Below are 22,519 nucleotides of genomic sequence, written 5' to 3'. Positions count from 1 at the left end.
GGAGCAACTCAGCCAGTTCTTCGATACCGATCTGAAAGCTGAGAGCTGACAGCTAAAAGCTGTCTCCCCCGTGCCCGAATACAGAAAAGAGAGATGCACATGCCTGAAGTTGTCGTAGCTAAGCCCCGTGAGGGCAAGTTCAACAAGAATGCCGCGCGCCGCGTGCGTGCCGCCGGAAAGATTCCTGCCGTCCTTTATGGAGCGGGCGCAGATGCCATCGCTGTTGAAGTCGATCCCAAGCAGATCACGCGGATCCTCTTCTCCGAGACCGGCCACAACACCATTTTCGATGTCGAAGTCGCCGGCGTTCCCTCCGCCAAGGCCATGATCGTCGAGTGGCAGCGCGAGCCCATCAAGGACCGCCTCATCCACATCGACATGAAGCGCATCGCGCTCGACAAGCTCCTCCAGGTCAGCGTTCGCGTCAAGCTCATCGGTACTCCGGTCGGCGTCAAGACTGAAGGTGGCATCCTCGATCAGGTTCTGCGTGAAGTCGAAATCGAGTGCCTCCCCGCCGACATCCCGAACCACATCGATGTCGACGTAACCGGCCTCGGCCTGCACGGTGTGCTCCGCGTCAGCGATCTGCCGCACAGCGACAAGATCAAGTACCTCGATAATGAGGACGCGACCGTGGCTCACGTGGTCAGCATTAAGGAAGAAGTTGCAGCTCCCGCCGAGGGCGAAGCAGCAGCAGCCGGAGAAGCCGGCGGCGCGCCTGCCGAACCCGAAGTGGCCAAGAAGGGCAAGGCCGAACCCGCAGCAGAAGCCGCTGCACCGGCCAAGAAGTAGGAACAGGACAAGGTGCTCGAGAACGAAAACAAGCGCGGGCCTTTTCTGGTTGTGGGGCTCGGCAATCCCGGACTCGAGTACCTCCGGACACCGCACAACGCGGGGTTCATGGCAATTGACCGCATCGCCGAACAAGAGGGCGTTGTGGTGCAAAATCGGCGATGCCGGGCCGTTACCGCAACCTGCCGTCTGGCAGGACGCGAAACGATCCTGGCCAAGCCGGAGACATTTATGAATCTAAGCGGTGTTTCCGTTGCCGCTCTGATTCGCGAGTTCGAAGTAGACCCGGCACGAGACCTTCTCGTGATTTACGACGAGTTGGACCTGGTGCTGGGGACATTCAAGATCAGGGAGCGGGGTTCGCCCGCGGGACACAACGGAGCCCGCAGCGTAACCAGCGCTCTCGGCAGCCAGGAGTGGCTGCGGTTGCGCATAGGAGTTGGGCTCGACCTGCCGCCGGAAGCCAAAGAGGCTGGCGGCAAACGACCCGGCAGAGATTATCTGCTCTCGCCGATGCGCAAAGGGGATCTGGCCAAACTGGATGAGGTGCTCGACAAGGTGGCAACCGCCACCAGGCGCATCATCCAGGACGGTCCCGGCCCTGCGATGAACGAGTTTAACCGCAAAGAGCAGTGATCAGAGATCAGTGTTCAGTGGTCAGGGGTAAACAGCTCCCGATCATCGTTGCGGAAGCAAGTGTACGGACTGCCGCGAGTGAAACTGCCCGGCCGCCCAACAGCAGATGGTGAACAGTGGATCGCGAGTTCTGACCACTGATCACTGATCACTGACAACTGACCCCTGCCGTTTACGCGGCGAAAGGAAACACGGATGTCTCGCTTATATGAGGTAATGTTCATCGTTCGGCCCGATGCGGTCGACGAAGACGTCGACAAGCTGATCGCCGGCTTCACTACCAGCGTCACCAATGGCGGCGGCGTGGTGAAGAACGTCGAGAAGATGGGCCGCCGCAAGCTGGCCTACCTTGTCCGCAAATTTAACGACGGCAATTACATCTTGATGACCATTGAGGCCGGTGGCGCCGTGGTTCTCGAGCTGGAGCGCCGTCTCCGCGTCTCTGAGCCGGTGATCAAATTCATCACCGTGCGCATGGACGAAGAAGAGAAGCGTCTGGCCAAGATCAAGGCCATCCGCGGCACCCGTCGCAAGGTAAGCGCCGAAGCGCCTGCCGCTGCTCCGGCCGCCCCGGTTGCCCATCCGCCCGCCCCCGAACCGGCCGCTGCGGAAGCCGCCCCCGCCAGCGCCTAATCGATCCTCGCGATGTCTTGAAAGGGCACGGCTTCAGCGTGCCGCAAGCTTGGCAAGAATTCAACTGGGCTTTAGCCCCTGTTGGCCGATAAGCCCGACAGAACTGAAGAGGAAACAACATGTCTGATGAGAACCAGGTAAAAGCACCCGAGGCGCCAGCCGCCCCAGCCGCTCATAGCGGTCCCCCATCCGATCGCCCGGCAGGCGGTCCCGGCGGACCTCGCGGACCCCGCCCCGGTGGCCCCGGCGGTCCCGGCGGACGCGGCAAGTTTTTCCGCCGCAAAAAGGTCTGCAAGTTCTGCACCGAGAAGATCGATGCCATCCCCTACCGGGATGTCCGTCTGTTGCAAGGCTTTGTGGCCGAGCGCGGCAAGATCGTACCCCGCCGTCTCACCGGCGTCTGCACCACGCACCAGCGTCGTCTGACCCGCGCCATCAAGCAGGCTCGCAACATCGCCTTGCTGCCCTTCGCGACCCGGCACTAAATAGCCCGCTCCGGCTTCGGCGTCCCCGTTACTAAAATGACGCCTTAGTTGTAGCGCTCTAACAATCTGGCAGGCGACGGCCGCACTCGATTCGCGATAGAATCTGCCGCGGCGCAACTGAAAGATGTACGCCTGTGTCTAACACAACGGACGGACGGCCTATCGTTCAGCTGCCCGTGATTTTGGAGAGTTTCACATGGAAGTCATCCTGAAAGAAGACGTAGCCAATCTCGGCCACCGCGGCGACGTGGTGAAAGTTGCCGACGGCTACGGACGCAATTTCCTTCTTCCCCGCAAGCTGGCCCTGCAGGCAACACTGGCAAACAAGGCTGTCATTGAACAGATGAAGGCCGCTGCCGCCCGCCGCTCCGCCGAAGAAAAGGTTCAGGCGCAGGCCCTCGTTGCCAAGCTCGAGCCCCTCACCCTCAACTTCACCCGCAAGTCCGGCGAAAACGGCCAGCTTTTCGGCTCCGTCACCACCGCCGACATCGCTGCTGAACTCGCCGCCAAGGGCTTCGACATCGATCGCCGCAAGATTCAGCTCTCCGAGCCGATCAAGAGCCTCGGCAACTTCACCGTCTCCGTCAAGCTGCATCGCGAAGTCACCGCCCACGTCGGCGTGCACGTCGTCGCCGATGCCGCCCAGGAAGCCGCTGAACCAGCCGCCGCCGTCGCCGACTAAGCTCAGCCTCTGGCTTTCAGCTTCTGGTTACTGGCTACTGGGAACTGGCAACTGTTTTTCGTGACCGCTCCGCCTCCCGATCCAACCCGGGAGGCGGTCGTGTATCTACACAACTCCATCCCGATCACACCTGTCGATAACTCCGATTCCCACGCAAAGAAAGAAGAGTGTCAGTTCGATCGAAGCCCTTCGCGCAGGGAAGGTCGAAGCGGAGAAACCCGCAGTTGTCTCTCTTGCGCTCCCAGACCATAAAGCCTGTCTTTCACAAGAAAGACAGGCTGGTCAGCAACATCTCGGATGAGCTTCCGCACTGCGGGCTAAAGTTCCCTCGCAGCTCGTCAGCGCGCTGCACCGCTCACACTGCATGCCCCGTAGTCCTTCGTCACTTTCTTCACAGCGAAAGTCCTCTGCTTATTCGCACCCTTGCCCGGCTTGCCCGAAATGCGCACGCGCTCACCCGGCTTGATTGCCGCGGTTTCGCCTTGCAGCACGTAATGTTTGGTTCCCTGCTCATCCGTGAGCTGAAGTCCGCCGCCCTCTTCTGACGCACACCCGGTAACGTTGTGCGGCGCGCGCACAAGGAAGTACACCCCAACTCCGATGCCAACACCCACGCCGATCAGGACACCGAATATTCCCGCAGCCTGTTTTCCGCTGACGGGGATCTGTGCATCTGCTTTCGTCGCATGAGTCAGGAAGGCGAGACACAGCGCGGCGACAACGAATCGAACAATCAGCTTCTTCATCAACGATGACTCGCTTCGGTTCTAAATTGTGGGTCGATTTGGTCGGTCCAGCCTAATGAATGGTTTCAGCGGTGTCAATTGCAAACATCGGATGGGCGACGCCGTAGCTACTTGAACAAACTCACTTCCGCCCCGCCCCCGCTCTGCGTGATCAGCTTCTTGAACGCCTTCGTGAACTTCGTCTGAAATCCCGACCCCTCCGGAATCTTCTCCCATGAGAAAAGAATTCGCGCGCGCGTCGCCGACGGCGCAGGATCGATGTTGTTCTCCACGTCGTAGCACGTCCGCGCCTTCTTCCCCGCGACCGACACCACATTCAGACGTGCCAGTGGCGCGCGGGTCTGCATCGAGTCGGTCGCGTCGTACACGTCCCACGCAACCGTATTCGCGTCGAGAGCATTCAGGAAAATATCGCAGTGACCATCCGGCTGCTTGATCGTCAGCACCGTCTTCGTGGGATCGATCGACACCTCAAGGTTGTCGTTCACCCCATCATCAGCGCTGTACTGCAGCAGCGCCCCGCGCAGATAGGCGAACAACTCCTCGGCCGTGGGTTCCTTCACCGGCACAGCCTTCTTGTGCGCCGGCTTCGATTGCGCAGCACAGAACGGCGCAGTCCACGTCATCGCTCCAGCGCAAAGCACTGCAACGAGCCCAAGACCCGCCCATCTCTCGACCCTGTTCATGAGGCTTAAGCTCATCTTAGGCCAGACCCACCGCACTGAATCCCAGCAGCGCCTCACGACGACTCCCGCCAGTAACCTGACCTTCGTTTTCCAATCTGCATTGGGTGCCCCCGAGCCTGTCCTGAGCAGAGCCGAAGGATCCCCCGCACTTGGGGACCTGGGTTTAGATTCGGCGGTCATCGCAAACGAAGTGTTTCGGCAAATTTGCAGGTGCGTGTTTCTTTCCACACCAGGCAACCCATCGAGGGCAACTGGAGACCTCTCCCTCCCCATCTGAATGCGTTATACGTGGAGCTCGCTCCCGTGGAGGTTCCTTATCTTATGAAAAACATAAAGTGGTTCTCAGTCCCCGCTCTTGCTCTCTGTATGGCCGCCCCACTCACCATCAAGGCCGCCGCTCAGGAACAGTACCCCGCCAACCCGCAGTACAGCCAGCCTCAGTATCAGGACCAGGATCGCGGCGACTGGCAACGCTACCCCGACGACTATCGTGACGCCCAGCGCCAGGGCTTCCATGAAGGTATGGAAGCTGCCCGCCACGACTACATGGACCGCCGTCGTGCTGACGCCGACGACCACCAGATGTACAAGCATCCTCCTGTCCGCGGCGACGAAGCCAAGCGCGACTTCCGCGAAGGATTTAAGGAAGGCTACCGCCGCGCCATGGATCACATGCGCAACGGTGGAGACCGCGATCGCGACCGTGACCGTGACGACCGCCGCCGCGACGACGATCAGCCACACTTCTAACACTCCATCCTGATGCAAACCCGAATGCCCGGCCGCACAGGTCGGGCATTCTTTTGCCTTCCCGCAAAACTCCGAAGTAATCCACATCGATGCCCGTGGCAGCGCATTGCGCTGGCGCATTCACCATCCGCGATTTAGCATTCCTGCTGAGTTCTCCGGATCGCAGGAGCACCAACTCGATTTGAAAAGGAGATTTGCTCGATGAATCTCAACTGGCTCCGCATCGCATCTCTTGGCGCCTGCGCCGCACTCATAGTGCTCTCTATTCCTCACCTTCGCGCCGCATCGCCATCGCCTCTCGCTCCCGGCTCCTCACAGTATCGCGATCGCGATGATTGGAATCGCCCCGACAACGCATGGAACGACATCCAGCGCCGCGGCTTTCGCGACGGCATTGAGGGAGCTCGCCGTGACGCTGAGAATCACCGCCAGCCCAATGTCGAAAACCGCGATGAGTACCGGCATCCCGACGACGTTCCTCCCCCCATGCGCCGCGCCTACCGCGAAGCCTTCCGGCGCGGATACGAGCGCGGCATCGCGCACTTCATGAGCGGTCCCATGGCGCCGGCTCCAGTCATGCGCCCCTGGGACGCTGTGCCCGATGAGTTCGATGCCCTGCGCCGTCAGGGCTTTCACGACGGTATCGAAGGCGCGCGCCGGGACTACGAGAATCACCGCCGCCCCGATGTCGACAATCGTGAAGAGTACCGCCACCCTCACCTGCCCGCAGAGCAGCGCGAAGCCTACCGCGAAGGGTTCCGTCGCGGCTACCGGGTCGGCATCAATCACCTCATGGGCGGATACGACCGGCAATAGCTTCCGCTCAATTCCGATCGAAAACAGGAACACAAGAAACGATGCCCGGCGCTCCTACGCCGGGCATTTCCTTTCTCCGTCACAATCCGTAGTCAGCCACTCAGCTTCGGCGTAGAATCTCCCCACCTGGCTGCCCTAGGTCTCCCGTTGTTGGAGACCTGGGATACGTCACCGCCAACCCCGGAGGTCGCATGAATCGCCGCAAATTCCTCTCCACCGCCGCAGCCGGACTCGGCGCATCCTGTCTCACGCCGCGCGCCATCGCCGACCTGCTCGTCATCGACACGCCACACCGCGCAGAGGCCACCGACACCGTCGTCCTCGGCAAAACCGGCATTCGCACCAGCCGTCTCGCCATGGGCACCGGCACCGTCGGTTTCGGAGGCTCCTCCAATCAGACCCGCACCGGCGGACTCACGCGTCTCCTGCGCACCGGCTACGATCGCGGCCTCACGCTGTTCGACACCGCCGACTCCTACGGCTCGCACCCTGAAGTCGGCGAAGCCATCTCCAAGCTCCCGCGTGACAAGGTCGTCTTGATGACCAAGTGCGACGAACGCGACCCCAAGCAGGCCAAGGCCGACATCGACCGCTACCGCCGTGAGCTCAAGACCGACTACATCGACATCCTGCTCGTGCACTGCGTCACTGAAGGCGACTGGACCACTCGCTATCGCGGCGTGATGGACGTCTTTTCTGAAGCCAAGCAGAAGGGCATCATCAAGGCGCACGGCGTCTCCTGCCATAGCATCGAAGCGCTCCGCGCCGCGGCAGCCTCGCCCTGGGTCGACGTCGATCTCGTCCGCCTCAATCCCGTCGGCGCGCACATGGACGCCGACCCGCAAACCGTCATCAGCGTTATCAAGCAGATGCGCTCGCAAGGAAAGGGCATTATTGGGATGAAAATTCTCGGACAGGGCGCCATGCGCAAGCGTCAGGACGAAGCAATTCGCTTCGCTCTAGGCACCGGCGTGCTGGACGCCTTCACGATCGGCGCAGAAAACGACACCGAACAGTCCGACCTCATCAAGCGCGTCGCCGCGGCCTGACTCTCTTAGCAGCGGATTTACCGTGCTCTATCGACGTGGCCCTCAGTCAACCCGCGTTCATCAGGCGTCGGCTTGCACAGATGCGTCAATGAATTCCTTCGCAAACTCGTCCCACGCATCCACCACTTCCGCGCGGACTCCTCCGGCTTCGGGCCCTTGCGGGTCTCCGCCCTGGTTCACGAACATCTCTGCCTTTGAAATCGCAGTCTTCAGCCGCTCCACCTTCTCATGAAAACTGGCCATGCGGATCCCCCTGACCCCAATACAGTGTTGGGTCTGCGAGCGACCGCTCCGGCGAACATCCGCAGATACCACTGCACTTTGGATGCTTGCTGATCTACGGACACAGCCGGAGACGGGTGGAAAAGTGACGAAATCTTAATCTGTGCTGCTCCCCGAACAGCCAACTCTTCCTGAGCGCACCTTTTCGACGCCAGCTTTATTTCACTCTGAAGCAAGCTCCCGCTTTCTCGCACCCGCATCACAACACACGCATGGACCCTCTTGCTCCCCTTCTCGGACGCACCCTCGTGATTGTCGCCCACCCCGACGACGAAGCCGTCGCCTGCGCCGCGCTCATGCAGCGCATGCGCGAACCGCACGTGCTCTTCTGTACTGACGGCGGTCCTCTCGATCCCTACTTCTGGAAACCGTACGGCTCGCGCGAAGCCTATAGTCAGCTTCGAGAGAAAGAAGCTCGAGCGGCTCTTAAGGAGGTCGGAGTCAGCAACGTGGAGTTCCTGAAAACCCGCTCTGGCCAACCGATCATCGATCAGCAGCTGTTCCAGAACCTGCCCGAAGCCGTTCCCGCCGTCTCCGATGTCGTCGCCCGCATCCGCCCCGACGTGCTGCTCACCATTGCCTACGAAGGTGGCCACCCAGACCACGACAGTTGCAGCTTCATCACGTCCGTGATCGCACGTGAGCAGCATCTTCCCTCATGGGAGATGCCCATCGAGCCTCTATTCAAGAAAGTCGAGCGAAAATGGCAGACCTTTCTGGCACCCGCACACCCTGCCATCACGCTCCATCCCACACCCGGCGAAGTCGACCGCAAACGCCGCGCTCTCCGGGCCTATGCGTCGCAGGGTAACTTCGACAGCATCGCCGGCGTCGACGAAACCTTCCGCCCCATGCCCCAGTACGACTACGCGCGCCGCCCTCATCAGGACGAGCTGAACTATGAGTCCTGGCAGTGGAAGATGACCGGAGACGAAGTCGCGGCAGCCTTCAAAGCTTTCATCGACTCCCATTGACTCCATCCAGCGGAATTCCCGTTTCTCGAAATTCGATAAATCGATTCATCATGCTCCGCACTTATCGATGAGAGGCTCCACAGGCGAAATCGCTTGCAATGCACAGCGAATTCCGCTTTACTATCCCCTCATACCCAGGTCTTCAACTCTGCTTTGATGAGGGCGCGATGTCTCGCAAGATCCTGACTTTCGGCTATGACGCTTGCCATCGCTGGGCGGTGCTGCGGCTCGCCGGGTTCACCGTGCAGGTCTGCGAATCCATCAGCGAACTTCGCGACCGCCTCATGAAGGGCTCTAAGCCCGACGCTGTACTCATGGTCGAGGACATCGTCAGTGTTCCGCCCGAGGCAATCGCGGCCGCCCGGTCCTACTTCCACGGACCACTCGTCCTCTTTGAAGCCCGGTCAGGATCGGCCTACAAGAACGCCTTCGATCTCTGCGTTCCCATTCTCAGCGGCCCGTCAGTATGGCTGCCCAGGCTTGAGAGTCTTCTCGACTCGAAACAAGCCGAACCAGCCGCGACGCGCACGCCCGTCAAACACCCCGCCGTCCTCCCCTAGGCCCGGTCCTCAGCAGGTCACCATCGTTACGCTGCATCCCGGACGCGTCGGCTTCCACTGCACCAGGAAGCTCGTAACCGAGTTGGCCTGCATCCGCCGCATCGCTTCAAACTCCCCGCTCTTCTGGCTGTAGAGCAGCTTGCCTTTATCGCTCAGAACCGCGAGCGCGGGAACGCCCTTGTTCAACGGAACGCCATAGCGCTCTGCGATGTCGACGTTCTCATCCATGTGCCCGATGTTGATGTGCACCAGCACGTAGTTCGCGTCCAGAATCGGCCGGTTCTCAGGATTATGGAAATAAATGTCGAGCACCTGGCAGTCGCCGCACCAATTACCGCCAAAGTCGATCAGAACGCGCTTGTGTGTCGCCGCAGCCTGCTTCAGCGCATTTGCAAGATCCGTCTTGGCCTGAGCCGGGTCAGGATAGATGTCGCGCGTGCCGGCCACCGCCGTGCCCACAATCACCAGCAACAACCCTGCGGTCAAGCTCAACAGCTTCGGCGTTTTCATGAGCAGTCATCCCTCCAGCGCGCTGAATAAAGTCTGTCATAAGGATGCGCGAACCCGGGAGCCCGTTACAATTCGTCGCGCGCTACCCCATCCGCGAAGAGTTAGTCTTTATGAGATATGAATAAGCTTCGTCAGAAGCTCGAGTCTCACGCCTTCCCCACCCTCGCAGCCATGATGGAGGGCTACGCGCACGCCGCCGTCGACACGGCAAAGGGCGAGTACCGCCAGACCCTGGACTACTCCGCCGATTCAATCAACGTCCTCGATGAGGTCGTCGTTCTCGTCAGCGAGACGGTCGACATCGACCTCGACTTCGAGTCCCGCCTCTGGGGCAGCTATCTGGGAGAGGTCATCCGCTCCCGCTATGCCGGCATGTGGGAGATGACCCAGTATCCCGGCGGACAGGTCGCCGTGCCCGCCGTCGAGATCCGCGGCTCCCGCCTCTTCCCGCTCATGAAGGTCTACCGCCGCCTCACGAATGGCGAAGAAGAGGACCTACGCACCTTCTACAACATGGTGACCGAACGACTCGGAAACCCGGCTCAGGTCAACTAAAGTCTGCGAGCAGAGCCCCTTACACCCCTGGTTCAGGAAGGATCTGCTGGCACACCGGCCTTCCGGCGCACCCTTTCACCGCACGGAAACCTTCCTCACCCCCGGAGTGCGATCAATCACACCGGCATTCTCGCTTTGTGCGACAATGGAGCTTGATGAGCGCGCCGCACTCCTGCGCGCGGAAGGATCCCAAATGGGCGATTTACTACAGCCAACTCACCTGATCATCCTCGCGGTCGTTGCTTTTCTGCTCTTCGGCGCCAGACGGCTGCCCGAGCTCGGCAAGGGCCTCGGCGAAGGACTACGGGGCTTCCGAGAAGGCATCAAAGGCGTGACCGAGCCTCCGCCAACCACTACCCAGCAGAACACGCAGGCTCAGCCCCCGGCTCCTCCGGCCAGCAACACCGAGCCACCTCGCCAGGCGTAACCTCCGCCACCACCTCTACGCCAACCGGCGTACCAGGCCTGTGCCACCCGCACAGGCCTTTGTATTGGTCCACTGACTCCACGACTTGCTACTCACTAATCGCTAGCCCCTCGTCCCCTTGTCCCCCTGTTACCTGGTCCCCTGTCTCCCAAGCACCATTCCCGGCTCCGCCGTCAGTTCCGCACCCGCAAACTCCCCAGCCACAAACCGCGGCCACGCTGCCGCCGCGATCATCGCCGCATTGTCCGTCGAGAGCGCCAGCGTCGGAAACGCCACCCGCACGCCCCTCCGCCCCGCCTCCGCAATGAAACGCTCCCGCAACTCCCGGTTCGCAGCCACTCCCCCGGTCACCAGAATTCGCTCAGCATCCACCGCATCCGCAGCCGCGAACGTCTTTCGCAGCAGGTCTCCGATCACGGCATGCTGAAAGCTGGCGATCAAATCCAGCGTCCCCTGGGGGCGCAATTCCAGCGCCTCCTCTTTCGTCTTCGGAGGCTTCCCGACCTCCAGCATGCGAGGAACCCGAGCCGCAGCTTCCCCCCTGAGCCCATGCAACTCCACGTACCGCAGCACCGCCGTCTTGATGCCGGAAAACGAAAACAGAAAGTGCGGATCGAGTTCCGCAATCGGCGCAGTCTTCGCTCCCTTCGTCCGCGGAGCCTTCCCGCCCAGATGCGCCTTCGTCTTGATCTGTGCAAATGTGAACGGCACCGCCTTCGGATCCCCAAACCCCGCCAGCGCATCAATCCACGGCCCGCCCGGATACCCCAATCCCAGCAGCTTGGCCACCTTGTCATACGCTTCGCCCGCCGCATCATCCAGCGTCCGCCCCATCAGCGAATAGCGCCAGGTTCCATCCCTGGGCTCCGCGAGATAAAGGTGCGTATGCCCTCCCGACACCACCAGCGCCAGCGCCCTCTCCACCCCGCTGTCATCCGGATCAGCCGTGGGTGCCCCACGTCTTGATTCTGAGACGTGGGATTCGTGGGGTGCCTCCAAGCCGGGTGCCCTCAAGCCTGCCCTGAGCTCGCCGAAGGCTCCCTCGCTTTTGGGGACCGGGGAACTCTCCCTCTCCTGCAGCAACACCGCGTGGATATGCCCCTCGAGATGATTCACCGCGATCAACGGCAACCCCTGCGCAAACGCCAGCGCCTTCGCATACGTAATCCCCACCAGCAGCGCTCCCGCCAGCCCCGGACCCGAAGTCACCGCAATCGCATCGAGATCCCCCAGACCAACTCCCGCCTCCGCCAGCGCCGCCCGCACCACGGGCACGATCGCTCGCAGATGCTCCCGGCTTGCCAACTCCGGAACCACCCCTCCATACCGCAGGTGCGTTGCGATCTGCGAAGCCACCACCGACGACAACGTCTTTGCCCCGCGCTCCACCACGGCCGCAGCCGTCTCGTCGCAAGACGATTCAATGCCGAGAATGAGCCCTGGCCCCATATCTCAAGTCTAAAAGGCGCAACAGCTGCCCCTGCCAACCCATCCCGCCGGACTATCCTCGAACTGAGCGAACGCAAAGCGCAATGCCGTCATCGCCCCAATTCGAAGCCGCTGTCGAGATCATCCGCACTCTGCGCTCCAAGGGCCATGAAGCCTATCTCGCCGGCGGCTGCGTTCGCGATCTTCTCCTCGGCCGCGAACCGCAGGACTACGACGTCGCCACCTCCGCCACCCCCGACGTCGTCCTCAATATGTTTCCGCGCACCTTCGCCGTCGGCGCCCACTTCGGCGTTGTCCTCGTAGCCTCAGACATCGGCGCAGACTGTGACGATGGCAATGTCGCTGCCCGATGCGTCACCGAAGTCGCCACCTTCCGCAACGACGGCGTCTACTCCGATGGCCGTCATCCCGACGAGGTCCGCTATACCAAAACCGCCGCCGAAGACGTCCAGCGCCGCGACTTCACCATCAACGGCCTCCTCCTCGATCCGCTTCCACTCACATCCGGCAAACAATCGTTACACCAGAACCAGGAAGCGTCATTCCAGAACCAAGAAGCATCAGCCCAGAACCAGGAAGCACCAGAGCAGAAGCAGCAAGCGTGCGGCCAGGACCAGGAACCGTCACGCAAGATGCAAGAAGCGTCAGGGCACGACTTCAGTCGTGCCGTTTCAGCCGAAATGGTTGCGCGGGCTTTAGCCCGTGCAAAACTCCGCTCCGCCGTGCTCGACTACGTCGGCGGCCTCGACGACCTCGACGCCCGCATCATCCGCGCCATCGGCCACCCCGAAAAACGCTTCGAAGAGGACCAGCTCCGTCTCCTGCGCGCTGTCCGCTTTGCCGCGCGCTTTGGCTTCAACATCGAACCCGCCACCCTCGCGGCCATGCGCAAACTCGCCGCCCGCATTCACGCTGTCAGCCGCGAACGGATCCGCGAAGAACTGAGCAAGATGCTCACCGAAGGCCATGCACGCCGCGCCTTCGAGCTCCTCGACGAAACCGATCTTCTCGTGCAGGTACTTCCCGAGATCTCCAGAATGAAAGGCGTCCAGCAGCCGCCGCAGTACCACCCTGAGGGCGACGTCTTTGTACACACCCTCATGCTGCTTGAACAGCTCGAACCCGGCTGTCCCATGACACTCGCCTGGGGCGCGCTCCTCCACGATGTCGGCAAGCCTCCCACGTACCGCGAAGCTCCCGACCGCATCCGCTTCGACGGCCACGTCGAGGTCGGCGTCGCCATCGGCGCTGACATCTGCCGCCGCTTTCGCTTCTCCAACGACGAAACGCACCAGATTCTCGCCCTCGTCGACAACCACATGCGATTCGCCGACGCACCGCGCATGAAAGCCTCAACCCTCAAGCGCTTCTTCCGCCTCAACAACTTTCCCGAACACCTTGCGCTGCATCGCATGGACTGCATGGCTGCCCATCGCAACCTCGACATCTACAACTTCATGCGCGAGCGCTACGAAACTCTCCCCGAGCAGGAAGTCCGCCCCGCACCCCTCCTTACCGGCCGCGAACTGATCGCCGCCGGCTATCAGCCCGGCCCTGCATTCAAACAAATTCTGCAAACAGTCGAAGACGCCCAACTCGAAGGTGCGATCTCCACGCCCGATCAGGCCATGTCGCTCGTCCGCGAAAGATTCGGCCCGGCCTGAGCGCAACCCGTCTCCGGCACACCAACCCACAGCAGCCCAACCGCCATCACTGCAACTCCCGCCAATCCCAGAAACGACGCCGAATACCCAAACCTCTGTACCAACACGCCTCCGAGAGTGGTGCTCAGCGCTGCACCGATCCCCACCATCGTTGCCAAAGCTCCGGACGCCAGGTTGAAACGCCCCGTGCCTTCGGTTCGGTCCTTGATCACCAAAATCGAAACAATCCCGAAGATCGCATTCGCTACTCCATCTAGAACCTGAATTCCGATCAGCGCAGGTGCGGCTCTCGCCAGCGTGTACAGCACTCCGCGAATGGGCAGCACACCGAAGCCAACCAGCAGCAGCGGCTTGCGTCCTCTCGTCTGCGCACGTTTCCCAAGCCATGTCGCAGAGACCGTAATGACCAGCTGCGTCACGATCACGCACGCCGACATGAACGGAGCAGCGGCCTTCGGATTGCCCTTTGCCAGCATCTCCCCCAGCTCAGGTAGCATGGCCGCATTCGCAAGATGAAACAGAAATGCGCACACCAGAAACAACAGCAGCACCTTGTCCCTGAACAGGCCCCCGATCCCCTCCGTGTGCGCTGTCGCCGCGTCGCCCGATGAGCCCCGAGCCCTCTCGTAATCGATCTCCTTACCATCGATGGCCAGAACAGAAAAAACAGCTGGAGCCGAAAGCGCAATCGGCACGACAAAGATGGCTCTATACCCGAACTTGTAGCTGACGTAAGCCACCAGCAGCGCCGTTACGACGTTCCCCGCTGCGTTGAACGCCTGGTTACGTCCGAACTGCTTGTCGAATGCCGCTGTGCCGACCAGCCCAAGTGTGATCGCCGCCAGGCTCGGTGCCAGGAACGGTGCGGATCCGCCAATCAGAAATTGCGCGACATACACCGTAAATGTGCGGAGCGGCGCCAGCAGCAACATGGCTCCCACAGCCAGCACTGCGACGCTCACTCCGACCAGAAGCCGTTTGCGCCGCGCCGCATCCACCACCGCCCCGGCCGGGGTCTGCAGCGCGACCGTCACCAGTCCGCCAAAAGTCAGCGCGTACCCGACTCGCGCCGGATTCCACCCGCTCGCCGCAAGATAGGCCGCCAGAAATGGCCCAAGCCCGGTCTGCACATCGGCCACGAAGAAATTCAGCCACTCGAGTGCGCGCAGCGTCCGATTGCCCGGTTGAACTGATTCGGCCAAGACCACCTCAGAGCAGCGGAAGCTAGTGGCACAGCAGAGTACGAATCCAGTTCGATGCTTGCAGGCGCGCTGGCGCACACGCCGAAGCTCCGGTCTCACGCTGAATTTTCACGCGGGTGCAATATCCCCCGGCTTCGAAGGACAAGACGAATAAGTGGCTTTGCGTAGGCTCCGCTGATGATTTAGCCAATCGAAGCCGCGAGCCTTCGCACTCTATTCAATCGGACATCCGCGGGAGTGCCCATCCAGCTCTCCGGCGCCGGCAGATCGCTCAAATCAACATCAGCGCTCTCCAGGAATGATTCGAAGAGAACTCGATACAACCCTCGCCGTCCCGACAGCCGCTTGCTCCGTGCACGCAGAAAACCAAACCGGAATGGCGACTGCATCTCCACCTCATCTAGAAATCCGCGCGTGAAGTAATCGCGCGCTCGCGCCACAGCCATCACAATCAGTGACCGCCAGCTCATTCTCAACAGATTCTTCAGCGCCGCATCCCCATGCGGCAGCGCGTCTGCCTGATCTGCTACACGCTCACTGAACGCCAGCAGCTGCCGAACCACCCCATCCAGCGGCATCCCGGACTCCACTGCCCGCGTAAACAACGTCGCCGACCGCTGCTTTAAATCTTCCTCGACATCCTGCAGATCGTCGCCGAGTTGCAGCAGCACTCCCCAGTTGAACGCAAAGCTGGCTTCATCATCCGAAAGATATCCGTGACACAGACAGGCATCCGCCAGCACCGACGTCCCACCCTTCGCGCAGCTCAACCGCAGAACCTCGGCCTGCGTGAGCAAACCGCCGCGTCTCTGCTGAGCCATGCTGTCCTCCTGCGCCTGGTGAATCGCCAGCAAGCTCTCATACACGCGCTGAAACTGCCACCGTGGATATTGCCCCTCAATCAGCCTCACCATGGCCCAAACGGCAGCTTCGTGCCGGTCTCGCGGTGCAATCTCTAACCCGCACAGCCTGTTTCGAAATCGCGCGCTGAACTCCAGCTTCCGCTCCTTCGCAATCCTCCGGTCATCAAGGTAGTTGTCGCTATACGGATAGAGCAGGCTGTAGCCGATGATCGCCGGAGTCATCTGCATGCAATCCCCAACCAGCGGCTGAATCCCGCACACCGTCCACGCATTCCGGCACGACTGCACCACATCCGCCATCGCCAGTGCTGGATCGAAGCGCGTAGCCCATTGCGCAAATTGCGTCCCGAGCGGAATGAACCGGTCCGTTAGCATCTGCACCGCTTCATCTTCGAGACCAAGCGCAACCGTCGCGAACCTGGGAAAAACCTCCCTCACGCGCCCCTGCGCCTCGGCTCGTGATTTCCCTCCGCGCCCGGCAGACTTCGCCTCTCGCTCCACCCGATCGAGCGCCTCATCGTAAGCCGCTTCTCTCTTCCGCTGCTCTTCGGAAGAGAATCGCGGGCCGCCCCCACCGCTTGCTCCCGCACACGCGCCCCACTCCCCAACCGCGTCCGCTATCCGAGATTGAACCCACGCCGAGTTGAAGCACCGCTCCATGCTGTCGAGAACTACGCAATCGCAGCGGCAGCAGTTCCGGTGACTCCCGGAATCCCCGCGCCCGAGAGAATTGCTGAGTTTCGCGGGCTTTCATGCCATATTGAAGCCCATGCACGTTGCCCGCAAGACAAACCAGGAGTTGGTAGTAGTCGACAGCAGCGTCTGGCTCTCCGTCGTCTACCTCTGCATTGTCTGTTTCTTCGTCTATCTGGGACTCGCTCACAACATGCGAAACTGGTGGGCTGCCGCCGGATTCTTTTCGCTCTTCGCATTCCTGACATGGCGGCGAGAGACCGTCACCTTCGATCTCGCCGGCCAGCAGGTGCAATGGGTTCGGCGACGCGCGTTCAGGCTGGCCAGCGGAACCTTGCCGTTCAGCGAAATGCGCGGCATCACCGTGGAGGAGATGGCCGGCAGCAGCAACGTACCCCACTGCAGACTCACGATCCTCACGACAGGCGACCCGGTCCCGATGTCCGACGGGTACGGAGGCAGATCCGCTTATTATGAGAAGCTTCGCAAGCAGATTCTCGAATTCCTCCACATGGACAAGACCGAATCTCCCGGCCCCGATGATGAAGCCTCCATCCGCGCACTCCTGCAGCAGGGGCGCAAGATCGATGCAGTCGCTTTCGTCCGTTCGAACTACCAGCTCGACCTGACCGAAGCCGTAGACCGCGTAAACGAAATCGACCAGAAGATGAAGGCCGCTCGGTGAGCCGCTTCGCTCGATATCTTGGTGAGAACTTCGTCGAAGCTGCTCAGTGAAAGGGCACGACGTTTAGTCGTGCTGCTTGAGCCGCTAAAGAGTCCCGGGCATTAGCCCCTGAGATAATTCCTGCGCCGAATCTGCCTCTCACGCACACTCGCAGCCACACCTTCGACGACAATGGAGAAGTGTCCGCCGCACCGCGCCAGTTCGACATCATCATCCTCGGCGCAGGTGCCGCCGGGCTCATGTGCGCCTCAGTCGCCGGCCAGCGCAGCAAAGGCGTCCTCGTCCTCGAACACAATCCGCAGCCGGGCCGCAAGATCCTCATCTCCGGCGGCGGTCGGTGCAACTTCACCAACATCCACACCACCCCCGAGAACTTCATCTCCTCCAACCCGCACTTCGCGAAATCAGCCCTCGCTCTCTACCAGCCCCGGCACTTCCTCGAACTTGTCGAGCGCTACCGAATTCAATGGCACGAGAAGACACTGGGCCAGCTCTTCTGCGACAACTCCTCCCGTCAGATCCTCGACATGCTCCTCGCCGAGTGCGACCGCGGCCATGTCGACATCCAACTCAACGCGCGCGACATCTCCGTCGAGCACACGACCGGCGAGTTCCACATCCGCTCAAGCGCGGGCGAGTTCAAATCTGCTGCGCTGGTCGTCGCAACCGGCGGCCTCTCCATCCCCAAAATGGGCGCAACCGGCCTCACATACGATCTCGCCCGTCAGTTCGGCCTCCAAATCATCGAGCCCCGGCCCGCTCTCGTTCCCCTTCTCCTCAGCGGCGTGGAAAAAAGCTGGACCGAACTCACCGGCGTCTCCGCTGACGTGACCGCACAAGCACCGCGCGGCCCCGCCTTTCGCGAGAAACTCCTCTTCACGCATCGCGGCCTGAGCGGCCCGGCAATCCTCCAGGCCTCTTCTTACTTGCGCCACGACGAGCCAGTCGAAATCGACTTCGCTCCCGCAATCTCGAGCCTCCTCAGCCCTTTGCTTAAAACAGGCGCTCGCCGTGACAACACCGCCTTCCGTTCGGCTCTGCAGTCAGCCCTGCCGCATCGCCTCGCTGCTCACCTCGCCGACGTCGCCGCTCCCCAGCGCTGGACCAACCCTGCCCTCGAATCAGCCGAGCGCAGCCTGCACCATTGGCGCTTTCACCCCACCGGCACAGAGGGCTTCGAAAAGGCTGAAGTCACCGCGGGCGGCATCGACACAGCCGGCCTCAGCTCCCGCACCATGGAAGCTCGCACAATCCCCGGCCTCTTCTTCATCGGAGAAGCCGTCGACGTCACCGGCCACCTCGGTGGCTTCAACTTCCAATGGGCCTGGGCCTCCGCCGTTGCCGCCGCCCGCGCTCTCTGACGCACCAGGCACGTTCCACGGTTCCGCGTCTTTTCCCTCGCTCACACATCTATATTCAAGGTGGCAAACACGCTCAGAATCCCGTTCTGGATGAGAAAACTTGGCCAACTCTGGCGTCTGGTACGCGAGAGCCACGCTCAGCCGCTCGCCGGCGCCCCGTCAGCTCCGCCCATCATCAACGACGGCCAGACTTCAATCACTTTCATCGGGCACTCGTCCTTCCTCATCCAGACCGCAGGCAAAGCTCTGCTCATCGACCCCGTCTTCGCCACGCGCCTCATCGTCCTACGTCGCCAGCGCCGTCCCGGCATTCGCATCGCCGATCTCCCTCCAATCGACGCCGTCCTTCTCACCCACGCGCACATGGACCACCTGAACCGGCCATCCCTCCGTGCCATCACGCGTGAGATGCGCCGTCGTGGGCTGGCTACTCCCGTCGCAATCGTGTCTACGGGAGTCGAAGACCTCGTGCAGGATCTCGGCTTCTCTCGCATCGAGACTCTCCAGTGGTGGCAATCAGCTCAACTCGGAGAAGATTCTCAGCCAGCCAGCCTCAAGCCGCGCCTCATCGATTTAGCTGCTGGCAACTCGCGCCATCAGAATGCCAGCTCCGCGGCCATCACCATTACCGCAACACCCGCTCGCCATTGGGGTGCACGCATGTTCAACGACACGCATCGCGGCTTTGGCGGATATGTAATCGCGTCGGCAAGCGGCCCCACCATCTACCACTCCGGCGACACTGCATACTTCAACGGCTTCACCGAAATCGGCCGCCGTCTTCGTCCCGAGATCGCGCTGCTTCCCATCGGCGCCTATTTCCCGGACAGCTATCGCTCCGTCCACACCAGCCCCGAAGAGGCTTTCCGCGCGTTCATCGATCTCAAAGCCGAGGTCATGATCCCCATGCACTACGGCACGTTCCGCCTCGGCCGCGAGCCCATGGACGAGCCGCTCCCGCGCCTGCTCAACGCAGCCTCTCATGCTGGACTCTCCCACTCGGTTGAGCCGCTTACAGAAGGTCAAAGCTGGACCTCGGCATCATCCAAAGCAGTAGAGCGAGACGGCACAGCCTGATCCGCTGATCGCCGCAGCTGAGATCGGTTCGAAAACTACTGCCTCAGCTCCACCACCGTAGCACCCTGGCCGCCCTCATTCTGCGCAGCCTCTGCAATTCCCGCCACGTGCGGATGCGACTTCAAAAAATCCCGCACCCCGCGCCGCAGAATCCCCGCGCCGTGCCCGTGGATTACCCGCACGCGCGGCAACCCCGCCAGAAACGCCCGGTCGAGATATTTCTCCAACTCCTCGGTCGCTTCATCGACGGTGCGCCCGATTAGGTTGATCTCCATCCGCATATCGTCGGTGTTCGCGCTGCTCACCGAAACATGCACGCCCTTCTGCTTTCGCGCCGCCGCTAGCGGGTCCGGCCGCTCCGCTTGCTGTACCGCCAACTTTACCACCTCGGAGATATCGTCCCGCTTCACCCGCATCTTGATTGGCCCGAGCGCAACCTCGAACACGTCCTTCTCCACCTCGCGCTGCACCACGGCGATCTTCCCCATCGACTTCAGCCGGACCTGGTCGCCCGCCGAGACATGCCGCACCACATGCGGCTGTGCATTCGCATCTCCCGCATCCGCACCGGTCCGATGCGCAACCACCGTCTGGTTGAAGCTCTCCTGAAATTCCCGCCGCAGCCGCGTAATGCGCCGCTCCGCTTCCTTCGACAACTTCTGCTGCGCTGCGCGGTCCTCCACGGCCCGCACATTCTCGCGCATCTGAAACTCAAACTCCTTCATGAGCGAAGCGAGTTTCTGCTCCAGTTCGCGCGTACGGTTCCGCACCTCCACATCACCCTCGCGCTCCAGCCGCTTGCGCTCCCGGTTCAGCGCGTACTGCTGCTCCCGCGCAGCCTTGCGATCCTCCTCGAGCTGCGTAAGCTCCTTGTGGAGCCGGTCGAGAAATCGCGCAATGTCCACCTGTTGCGATCCCAGCCGCTCGCGCGCCCCCGCAATGATCGTGCGATTCAACCCCAGCCGCTCCGCCGTCTGAATTCCAGCCGAAGCCCCCGGCACTCCCAGCCGCAGCTGGTAATTCGGCACCAGCGTCACCTCATCCACGCCCGCCGCCGCGTTCAACACGCCCGGCGTGTTCGCCCCATACACCTTGAGCGAGGTGTGATGCGTAGAAATCAGCGTCCACGCGCGACACTCAAGGAAGTGCGCAGCTACTGCTACGGCTAGCGCCGATCCCTCTTCCGGATCCGTCGCCGATCCAAGCTCATCCAGCAGCACCAGCGCCCGCTCATCCGCAAGCTGCGACAGCCGGTTCAGATTCACGATGTGCGCCGAAAACGTCGACAGCTCCGCCTCGATCGACTGCGCATCTCCAATATCCGCCAGAAACGCCGAGAACACCAGAAACGCCGCCCGCGCCGCCGGCACCGGCAACCCCGCCTGCGCCATCATCGCCAGCAGAGCCGTCGTCTTCAGCGTCACCGTCTTGCCCCCGGTATTCGGCCCGCTGATAATCAGTTGCCGCTTATCCGCCGTCAGTTCCAGCGTCAACGGAACCACGCTCCCTCGGTTCGCACGTAGATGCCGCTCCAGCAACGGATGCCGCGCCTCTTCAAGCCGCAATTGAGTCGGTCCAAAAGTAGGAACAACGGAGTTGTAGTCCCGCGCAAACCGCGCGCGAGCCGCCATCGTGTCCACAACCGCGAGCACTCGCGCGCCTTCCACCAGCGATTGCGCGTATCCGCCCACCTGCCGCGTCAACGCGACAAAGATCCGGTGTATCTCCGCCTGCTCCTCTTCAATCAGCCGGACAAGCTCGTTGTTCTGCTCGATCGTCTCCAGCGGCTCCACGTACACCGTCTGCCCCGACGAGCTTGCCCCGTGCACCACGCCCGACACGCGCCGCTTCAACTCGCTTCTCACCGGAATCACAAACCGGTCTCCGCGAATCGTGATCACATCGTCCTGCGTCGATCCCTCACCCGAAAGCCTGCGTAGCGCCGACCGCAGCGACTCCTCAATGGCCCGCTGCTGCCGCTCCTGCTCGCGCCTGATGCGGTTCAGCTCCGGCGAAGCATCGTCCGCCAATGTTCCATCCGGCATGATCTTGCGTTCGATCGACTCGGCCAGCGCCTTCAGCGAAGATCCCGCAAGCGGCGCCGACAGCTCGGTCAACCCCGGCAGCTTGTCCGCAAGCCGCGCCGGAGGTTCGCGCAGCAATGCCTGCCACGCCCCCACATCATGTGCCAGCCGCGCCACGGACTGCAGCTCAGCAGCCTCAAGCGCAGCGTCGGGAATCTGCGCCTTCGCCGCTAGTTGTGTTGGATCGAAGAGCCCGCCCAGCGGGATTGACACCTGCTCCTGCAGCAGCAGCGCGACCTCGCTCCAGAGCTGATGCTGGCGCGTCATCCACGCCTCGTCCGTCGAAGGACGCAGATTCAGAATGCCTTCTCTGCCGACCTTCGAAGCCGCATACCCGGCAACAAACGCCAGCAGCGGCTCCCATTCCAGGGAAACCGTATCGGCATTCTCAACCGGAAACGGAATGGGCTCGATGAGCGGCATCTACAGCCCTGATTCTAATTGGCGCAGTGAGAGCCTACTTGCTGTCAGTGCTGCTCTTCAGCGTAGACGAGCTTGGAGCGGGCGCGGCTGCCGGAGCAGGCGTCGCAGGAGCAGATGCCGTCCCGCTTTCACTCGGCGCATCGGCCGTCTTTGCCGCATCCTTGCTCTCCGCCGGCTTGCTCTCCGTCGAAGTCTCCGACGAGCCCTCCGAGCCGCCCTTCGGCGCGTAGTCGTTGATATACCAGCCCGATCCCTTGAACTGGAAACGCGGAGCCGTCAACGGCCGCACCAGCGTCTCCTTCCCGCAGTTCGGACACACCTTCTCCGGCTCGGACGAAAAACTCTGGATCTTCTCAAATCGATGGCCGCACGACGTGCAGCGGTATGGGTAAAGGGGCAAGGCTCTTCTAGTCTCCTGGAACGATCGACCTCTAT

The 22,519-nt window shown here is 61.7% G+C and carries 25 protein-coding genes; 16 read left to right on the top strand and 9 right to left on the bottom strand.

Going from position 1 to position 22,519, the window contains the following annotated elements:
- Positions 1-93: 93 nt before the first annotated feature.
- The 5 genes from DHV10_RS15365 to rplI all read left to right on the top strand — a co-directional run bounded on the left by DHV10_RS15365 (position 94) and on the right by rplI (position 3,228).
- A complete protein-coding gene (locus DHV10_RS15365) occupies positions 94-792 on the top strand; it encodes a 50S ribosomal protein L25 (RefSeq protein ID WP_109487276.1) in 699 nt (232 codons plus the stop codon).
- Between the two features lie 12 nt (positions 793-804).
- The gene (gene pth, locus DHV10_RS15360; protein WP_239461766.1) at positions 805-1,428 is read left to right on the top strand and encodes an aminoacyl-tRNA hydrolase; all 624 of its coding nucleotides are present in this window, start codon (positions 805-807) and stop codon (positions 1,426-1,428) included.
- Between the two features lie 195 nt (positions 1,429-1,623).
- Positions 1,624-2,061, top strand: a complete 438-nt coding sequence (rpsF, locus tag DHV10_RS15355) for a 30S ribosomal protein S6 (RefSeq protein ID WP_109487275.1) — start codon at positions 1,624-1,626, stop codon at positions 2,059-2,061.
- Between the two features lie 119 nt (positions 2,062-2,180).
- Positions 2,181-2,546 carry a 30S ribosomal protein S18 gene (gene rpsR / locus DHV10_RS15350; RefSeq protein ID WP_109487274.1) on the top strand — a complete coding sequence of 122 codons (366 nt, stop codon included), beginning with the start codon at positions 2,181-2,183 and terminating at the stop codon, positions 2,544-2,546.
- Positions 2,547-2,742: 196 nt separating this feature from the next.
- The gene (gene rplI, locus DHV10_RS15345) at positions 2,743-3,228 is read left to right on the top strand and encodes a 50S ribosomal protein L9 (RefSeq protein WP_109487273.1); all 486 of its coding nucleotides are present in this window, start codon (positions 2,743-2,745) and stop codon (positions 3,226-3,228) included.
- A gap of 338 nt (positions 3,229-3,566) precedes the next feature.
- Here rplI and DHV10_RS15340 read toward each other — a convergent pair whose 3' ends face one another.
- On the bottom strand, positions 3,567-3,974 hold the full coding sequence (locus DHV10_RS15340; protein ID WP_109487272.1) for a hypothetical protein: 408 nt from the start codon (positions 3,972-3,974) through the stop codon (positions 3,567-3,569).
- Positions 3,975-4,081: 107 nt separating this feature from the next.
- Positions 4,082-4,660, bottom strand: coding sequence for a hypothetical protein (locus tag DHV10_RS15335; RefSeq protein ID WP_109487271.1), 579 nt, complete (start codon positions 4,658-4,660; stop codon positions 4,082-4,084).
- Between the two features lie 321 nt (positions 4,661-4,981).
- Here DHV10_RS15335 and DHV10_RS27215 point away from each other — a divergent pair, with 321 nt between their 5' ends.
- From DHV10_RS27215 to DHV10_RS15320, 3 genes are all read left to right on the top strand, one after another.
- Complete coding sequence (locus tag DHV10_RS27215) at positions 4,982-5,410, top strand: hypothetical protein (RefSeq protein WP_162601571.1); 429 nt, start codon at positions 4,982-4,984, stop codon at positions 5,408-5,410.
- A 201-nt stretch (positions 5,411-5,611) separates the two neighbouring features.
- A complete protein-coding gene (locus tag DHV10_RS15325) occupies positions 5,612-6,226 on the top strand; it encodes a hypothetical protein (protein WP_109487269.1) in 615 nt (204 codons plus the stop codon).
- A gap of 191 nt (positions 6,227-6,417) precedes the next feature.
- Positions 6,418-7,275 carry an aldo/keto reductase gene (locus tag DHV10_RS15320; RefSeq protein ID WP_109487268.1) on the top strand — a complete coding sequence of 286 codons (858 nt, stop codon included), beginning with the start codon at positions 6,418-6,420 and terminating at the stop codon, positions 7,273-7,275.
- A gap of 60 nt (positions 7,276-7,335) precedes the next feature.
- Here DHV10_RS15320 and DHV10_RS15315 read toward each other — a convergent pair whose 3' ends face one another.
- On the bottom strand, positions 7,336-7,518 hold the full coding sequence (locus DHV10_RS15315; protein WP_109487267.1) for a hypothetical protein: 183 nt from the start codon (positions 7,516-7,518) through the stop codon (positions 7,336-7,338).
- 251 nt (positions 7,519-7,769) lie between these two features.
- Between DHV10_RS15315 and DHV10_RS15310 the strand changes: the two genes are divergently transcribed.
- Both DHV10_RS15310 and DHV10_RS15305 read left to right on the top strand, forming a co-directional pair.
- Positions 7,770-8,531: a PIG-L deacetylase family protein gene (locus tag DHV10_RS15310; RefSeq protein WP_109487266.1), complete on the top strand. Its 762-nt coding sequence runs from the start codon at positions 7,770-7,772 to the stop codon at positions 8,529-8,531.
- Between the two features lie 167 nt (positions 8,532-8,698).
- Positions 8,699-9,091, top strand: coding sequence for a hypothetical protein (locus tag DHV10_RS15305; protein ID WP_109487265.1), 393 nt, complete (start codon positions 8,699-8,701; stop codon positions 9,089-9,091).
- Positions 9,092-9,100: 9 nt separating this feature from the next.
- On the opposite strand, the gene DHV10_RS15300 is transcribed toward DHV10_RS15305, so the two are convergent.
- Positions 9,101-9,601 (bottom strand): thioredoxin family protein, encoded by a 501-nt coding sequence (locus DHV10_RS15300; protein WP_109487264.1) that lies wholly within the window; start codon positions 9,599-9,601, stop codon positions 9,101-9,103.
- A 117-nt stretch (positions 9,602-9,718) separates the two neighbouring features.
- On the opposite strand from DHV10_RS15300, the gene DHV10_RS15295 reads away from it, so the two are divergent.
- Positions 9,719-10,156: a hypothetical protein gene (locus DHV10_RS15295; protein ID WP_109487263.1), complete on the top strand. Its 438-nt coding sequence runs from the start codon at positions 9,719-9,721 to the stop codon at positions 10,154-10,156.
- A 193-nt stretch (positions 10,157-10,349) separates the two neighbouring features.
- Entirely contained in the window at positions 10,350-10,583 is a 234-nt protein-coding gene (locus DHV10_RS15290) for a twin-arginine translocase TatA/TatE family subunit (protein ID WP_109487725.1), read from the top strand.
- Between the two features lie 129 nt (positions 10,584-10,712).
- Here the strand turns inward: DHV10_RS15290 and DHV10_RS15285 are convergent, their stop codons facing one another.
- Entirely contained in the window at positions 10,713-12,032 is a 1,320-nt protein-coding gene (locus tag DHV10_RS15285) for a tRNA (adenosine(37)-N6)-threonylcarbamoyltransferase complex transferase subunit TsaD (protein WP_109487262.1), read from the bottom strand.
- Positions 12,033-12,115: 83 nt separating this feature from the next.
- On the opposite strand from DHV10_RS15285, the gene DHV10_RS15275 reads away from it, so the two are divergent.
- On the top strand, positions 12,116-13,696 hold the full coding sequence (locus tag DHV10_RS15275) for a CCA tRNA nucleotidyltransferase (RefSeq protein WP_239461764.1): 1,581 nt from the start codon (positions 12,116-12,118) through the stop codon (positions 13,694-13,696).
- On the opposite strand, the gene DHV10_RS15270 is transcribed toward DHV10_RS15275, so the two are convergent.
- A complete protein-coding gene (locus tag DHV10_RS15270) occupies positions 13,654-14,904 on the bottom strand; it encodes an MFS transporter (RefSeq protein WP_109487723.1) in 1,251 nt (416 codons plus the stop codon). The genes DHV10_RS15275 and DHV10_RS15270 overlap by 43 nt on opposite strands.
- A gap of 176 nt (positions 14,905-15,080) precedes the next feature.
- Positions 15,081-16,421, bottom strand: coding sequence for a hypothetical protein (locus tag DHV10_RS15265; protein WP_109487261.1), 1,341 nt, complete (start codon positions 16,419-16,421; stop codon positions 15,081-15,083).
- A 109-nt stretch (positions 16,422-16,530) separates the two neighbouring features.
- On the opposite strand from DHV10_RS15265, the gene DHV10_RS15260 reads away from it, so the two are divergent.
- The 3 genes from DHV10_RS15260 to DHV10_RS15250 all read left to right on the top strand — a co-directional run bounded on the left by DHV10_RS15260 (position 16,531) and on the right by DHV10_RS15250 (position 19,577).
- Positions 16,531-17,139 carry a hypothetical protein gene (locus DHV10_RS15260; protein WP_109487260.1) on the top strand — a complete coding sequence of 203 codons (609 nt, stop codon included), beginning with the start codon at positions 16,531-16,533 and terminating at the stop codon, positions 17,137-17,139.
- A gap of 179 nt (positions 17,140-17,318) precedes the next feature.
- Entirely contained in the window at positions 17,319-18,500 is a 1,182-nt protein-coding gene (locus tag DHV10_RS15255; protein ID WP_109487259.1) for a BaiN/RdsA family NAD(P)/FAD-dependent oxidoreductase, read from the top strand.
- A gap of 90 nt (positions 18,501-18,590) precedes the next feature.
- Positions 18,591-19,577, top strand: a complete 987-nt coding sequence (locus DHV10_RS15250; protein ID WP_109487258.1) for an MBL fold metallo-hydrolase — start codon at positions 18,591-18,593, stop codon at positions 19,575-19,577.
- Positions 19,578-19,612: 35 nt separating this feature from the next.
- On the opposite strand, the gene DHV10_RS15245 is transcribed toward DHV10_RS15250, so the two are convergent.
- Both DHV10_RS15245 and DHV10_RS15240 read right to left on the bottom strand, forming a co-directional pair.
- Positions 19,613-22,084 (bottom strand): endonuclease MutS2, encoded by a 2,472-nt coding sequence (locus tag DHV10_RS15245; RefSeq protein WP_109487257.1) that lies wholly within the window; start codon positions 22,082-22,084, stop codon positions 19,613-19,615.
- Positions 22,085-22,118: 34 nt separating this feature from the next.
- Positions 22,119-22,484 carry an FmdB family zinc ribbon protein gene (locus DHV10_RS15240; RefSeq protein ID WP_109487256.1) on the bottom strand — a complete coding sequence of 122 codons (366 nt, stop codon included), beginning with the start codon at positions 22,482-22,484 and terminating at the stop codon, positions 22,119-22,121.
- Positions 22,485-22,519: the final 35 nt, after the last annotated feature.

The sequence above is a fragment of the Occallatibacter savannae genome, assembly GCF_003131205.1.
In the GTDB taxonomy this organism is placed as follows: Bacteria; Acidobacteriota; Terriglobia; order Terriglobales; family Acidobacteriaceae; genus Telmatobacter; species Telmatobacter savannae.
This window is presented reverse-complemented; position numbering and strand designations above follow the sequence as displayed.

Coding starts and splice junctions, on each gene's coding strand:
- rpsF (WP_109487275.1), top strand. CDS start 1,624: ATGTCTCGCTTATATGAGGTAATGTTCATCGTTCGGCCCGATGCGGTC.
- DHV10_RS15250 (WP_109487258.1), top strand. CDS start 18,591: ATGAGAAAACTTGGCCAACTCTGGCGTCTGGTACGCGAGAGCCACGCT.
- DHV10_RS15295 (WP_109487263.1), top strand. CDS start 9,719: ATGAATAAGCTTCGTCAGAAGCTCGAGTCTCACGCCTTCCCCACCCTC.
- DHV10_RS15245 (WP_109487257.1), bottom strand. CDS start 22,084: ATGCCGCTCATCGAGCCCATTCCGTTTCCGGTTGAGAATGCCGATACG.
- DHV10_RS15300 (WP_109487264.1), bottom strand. CDS start 9,601: ATGAAAACGCCGAAGCTGTTGAGCTTGACCGCAGGGTTGTTGCTGGTG.
- rpsR (WP_109487274.1), top strand. CDS start 2,181: ATGTCTGATGAGAACCAGGTAAAAGCACCCGAGGCGCCAGCCGCCCCA.
- rplI (WP_109487273.1), top strand. CDS start 2,743: ATGGAAGTCATCCTGAAAGAAGACGTAGCCAATCTCGGCCACCGCGGC.
- DHV10_RS15340 (WP_109487272.1), bottom strand. CDS start 3,974: ATGAAGAAGCTGATTGTTCGATTCGTTGTCGCCGCGCTGTGTCTCGCC.
- DHV10_RS15335 (WP_109487271.1), bottom strand. CDS start 4,660: ATGAACAGGGTCGAGAGATGGGCGGGTCTTGGGCTCGTTGCAGTGCTT.
- DHV10_RS15315 (WP_109487267.1), bottom strand. CDS start 7,518: ATGGCCAGTTTTCATGAGAAGGTGGAGCGGCTGAAGACTGCGATTTCA.
- DHV10_RS27215 (WP_162601571.1), top strand. CDS start 4,982: ATGAAAAACATAAAGTGGTTCTCAGTCCCCGCTCTTGCTCTCTGTATG.
- DHV10_RS15290 (WP_109487725.1), top strand. CDS start 10,350: ATGGGCGATTTACTACAGCCAACTCACCTGATCATCCTCGCGGTCGTT.
- DHV10_RS15325 (WP_109487269.1), top strand. CDS start 5,612: ATGAATCTCAACTGGCTCCGCATCGCATCTCTTGGCGCCTGCGCCGCA.
- DHV10_RS15260 (WP_109487260.1), top strand. CDS start 16,531: ATGCACGTTGCCCGCAAGACAAACCAGGAGTTGGTAGTAGTCGACAGC.
- DHV10_RS15310 (WP_109487266.1), top strand. CDS start 7,770: ATGGACCCTCTTGCTCCCCTTCTCGGACGCACCCTCGTGATTGTCGCC.
- DHV10_RS15275 (WP_239461764.1), top strand. CDS start 12,116: ATGCCGTCATCGCCCCAATTCGAAGCCGCTGTCGAGATCATCCGCACT.
- DHV10_RS15305 (WP_109487265.1), top strand. CDS start 8,699: ATGTCTCGCAAGATCCTGACTTTCGGCTATGACGCTTGCCATCGCTGG.
- DHV10_RS15285 (WP_109487262.1), bottom strand. CDS start 12,032: ATGGGGCCAGGGCTCATTCTCGGCATTGAATCGTCTTGCGACGAGACG.
- DHV10_RS15365 (WP_109487276.1), top strand. CDS start 94: ATGCACATGCCTGAAGTTGTCGTAGCTAAGCCCCGTGAGGGCAAGTTC.
- DHV10_RS15320 (WP_109487268.1), top strand. CDS start 6,418: ATGAATCGCCGCAAATTCCTCTCCACCGCCGCAGCCGGACTCGGCGCA.
- DHV10_RS15265 (WP_109487261.1), bottom strand. CDS start 16,421: ATGGAGCGGTGCTTCAACTCGGCGTGGGTTCAATCTCGGATAGCGGAC.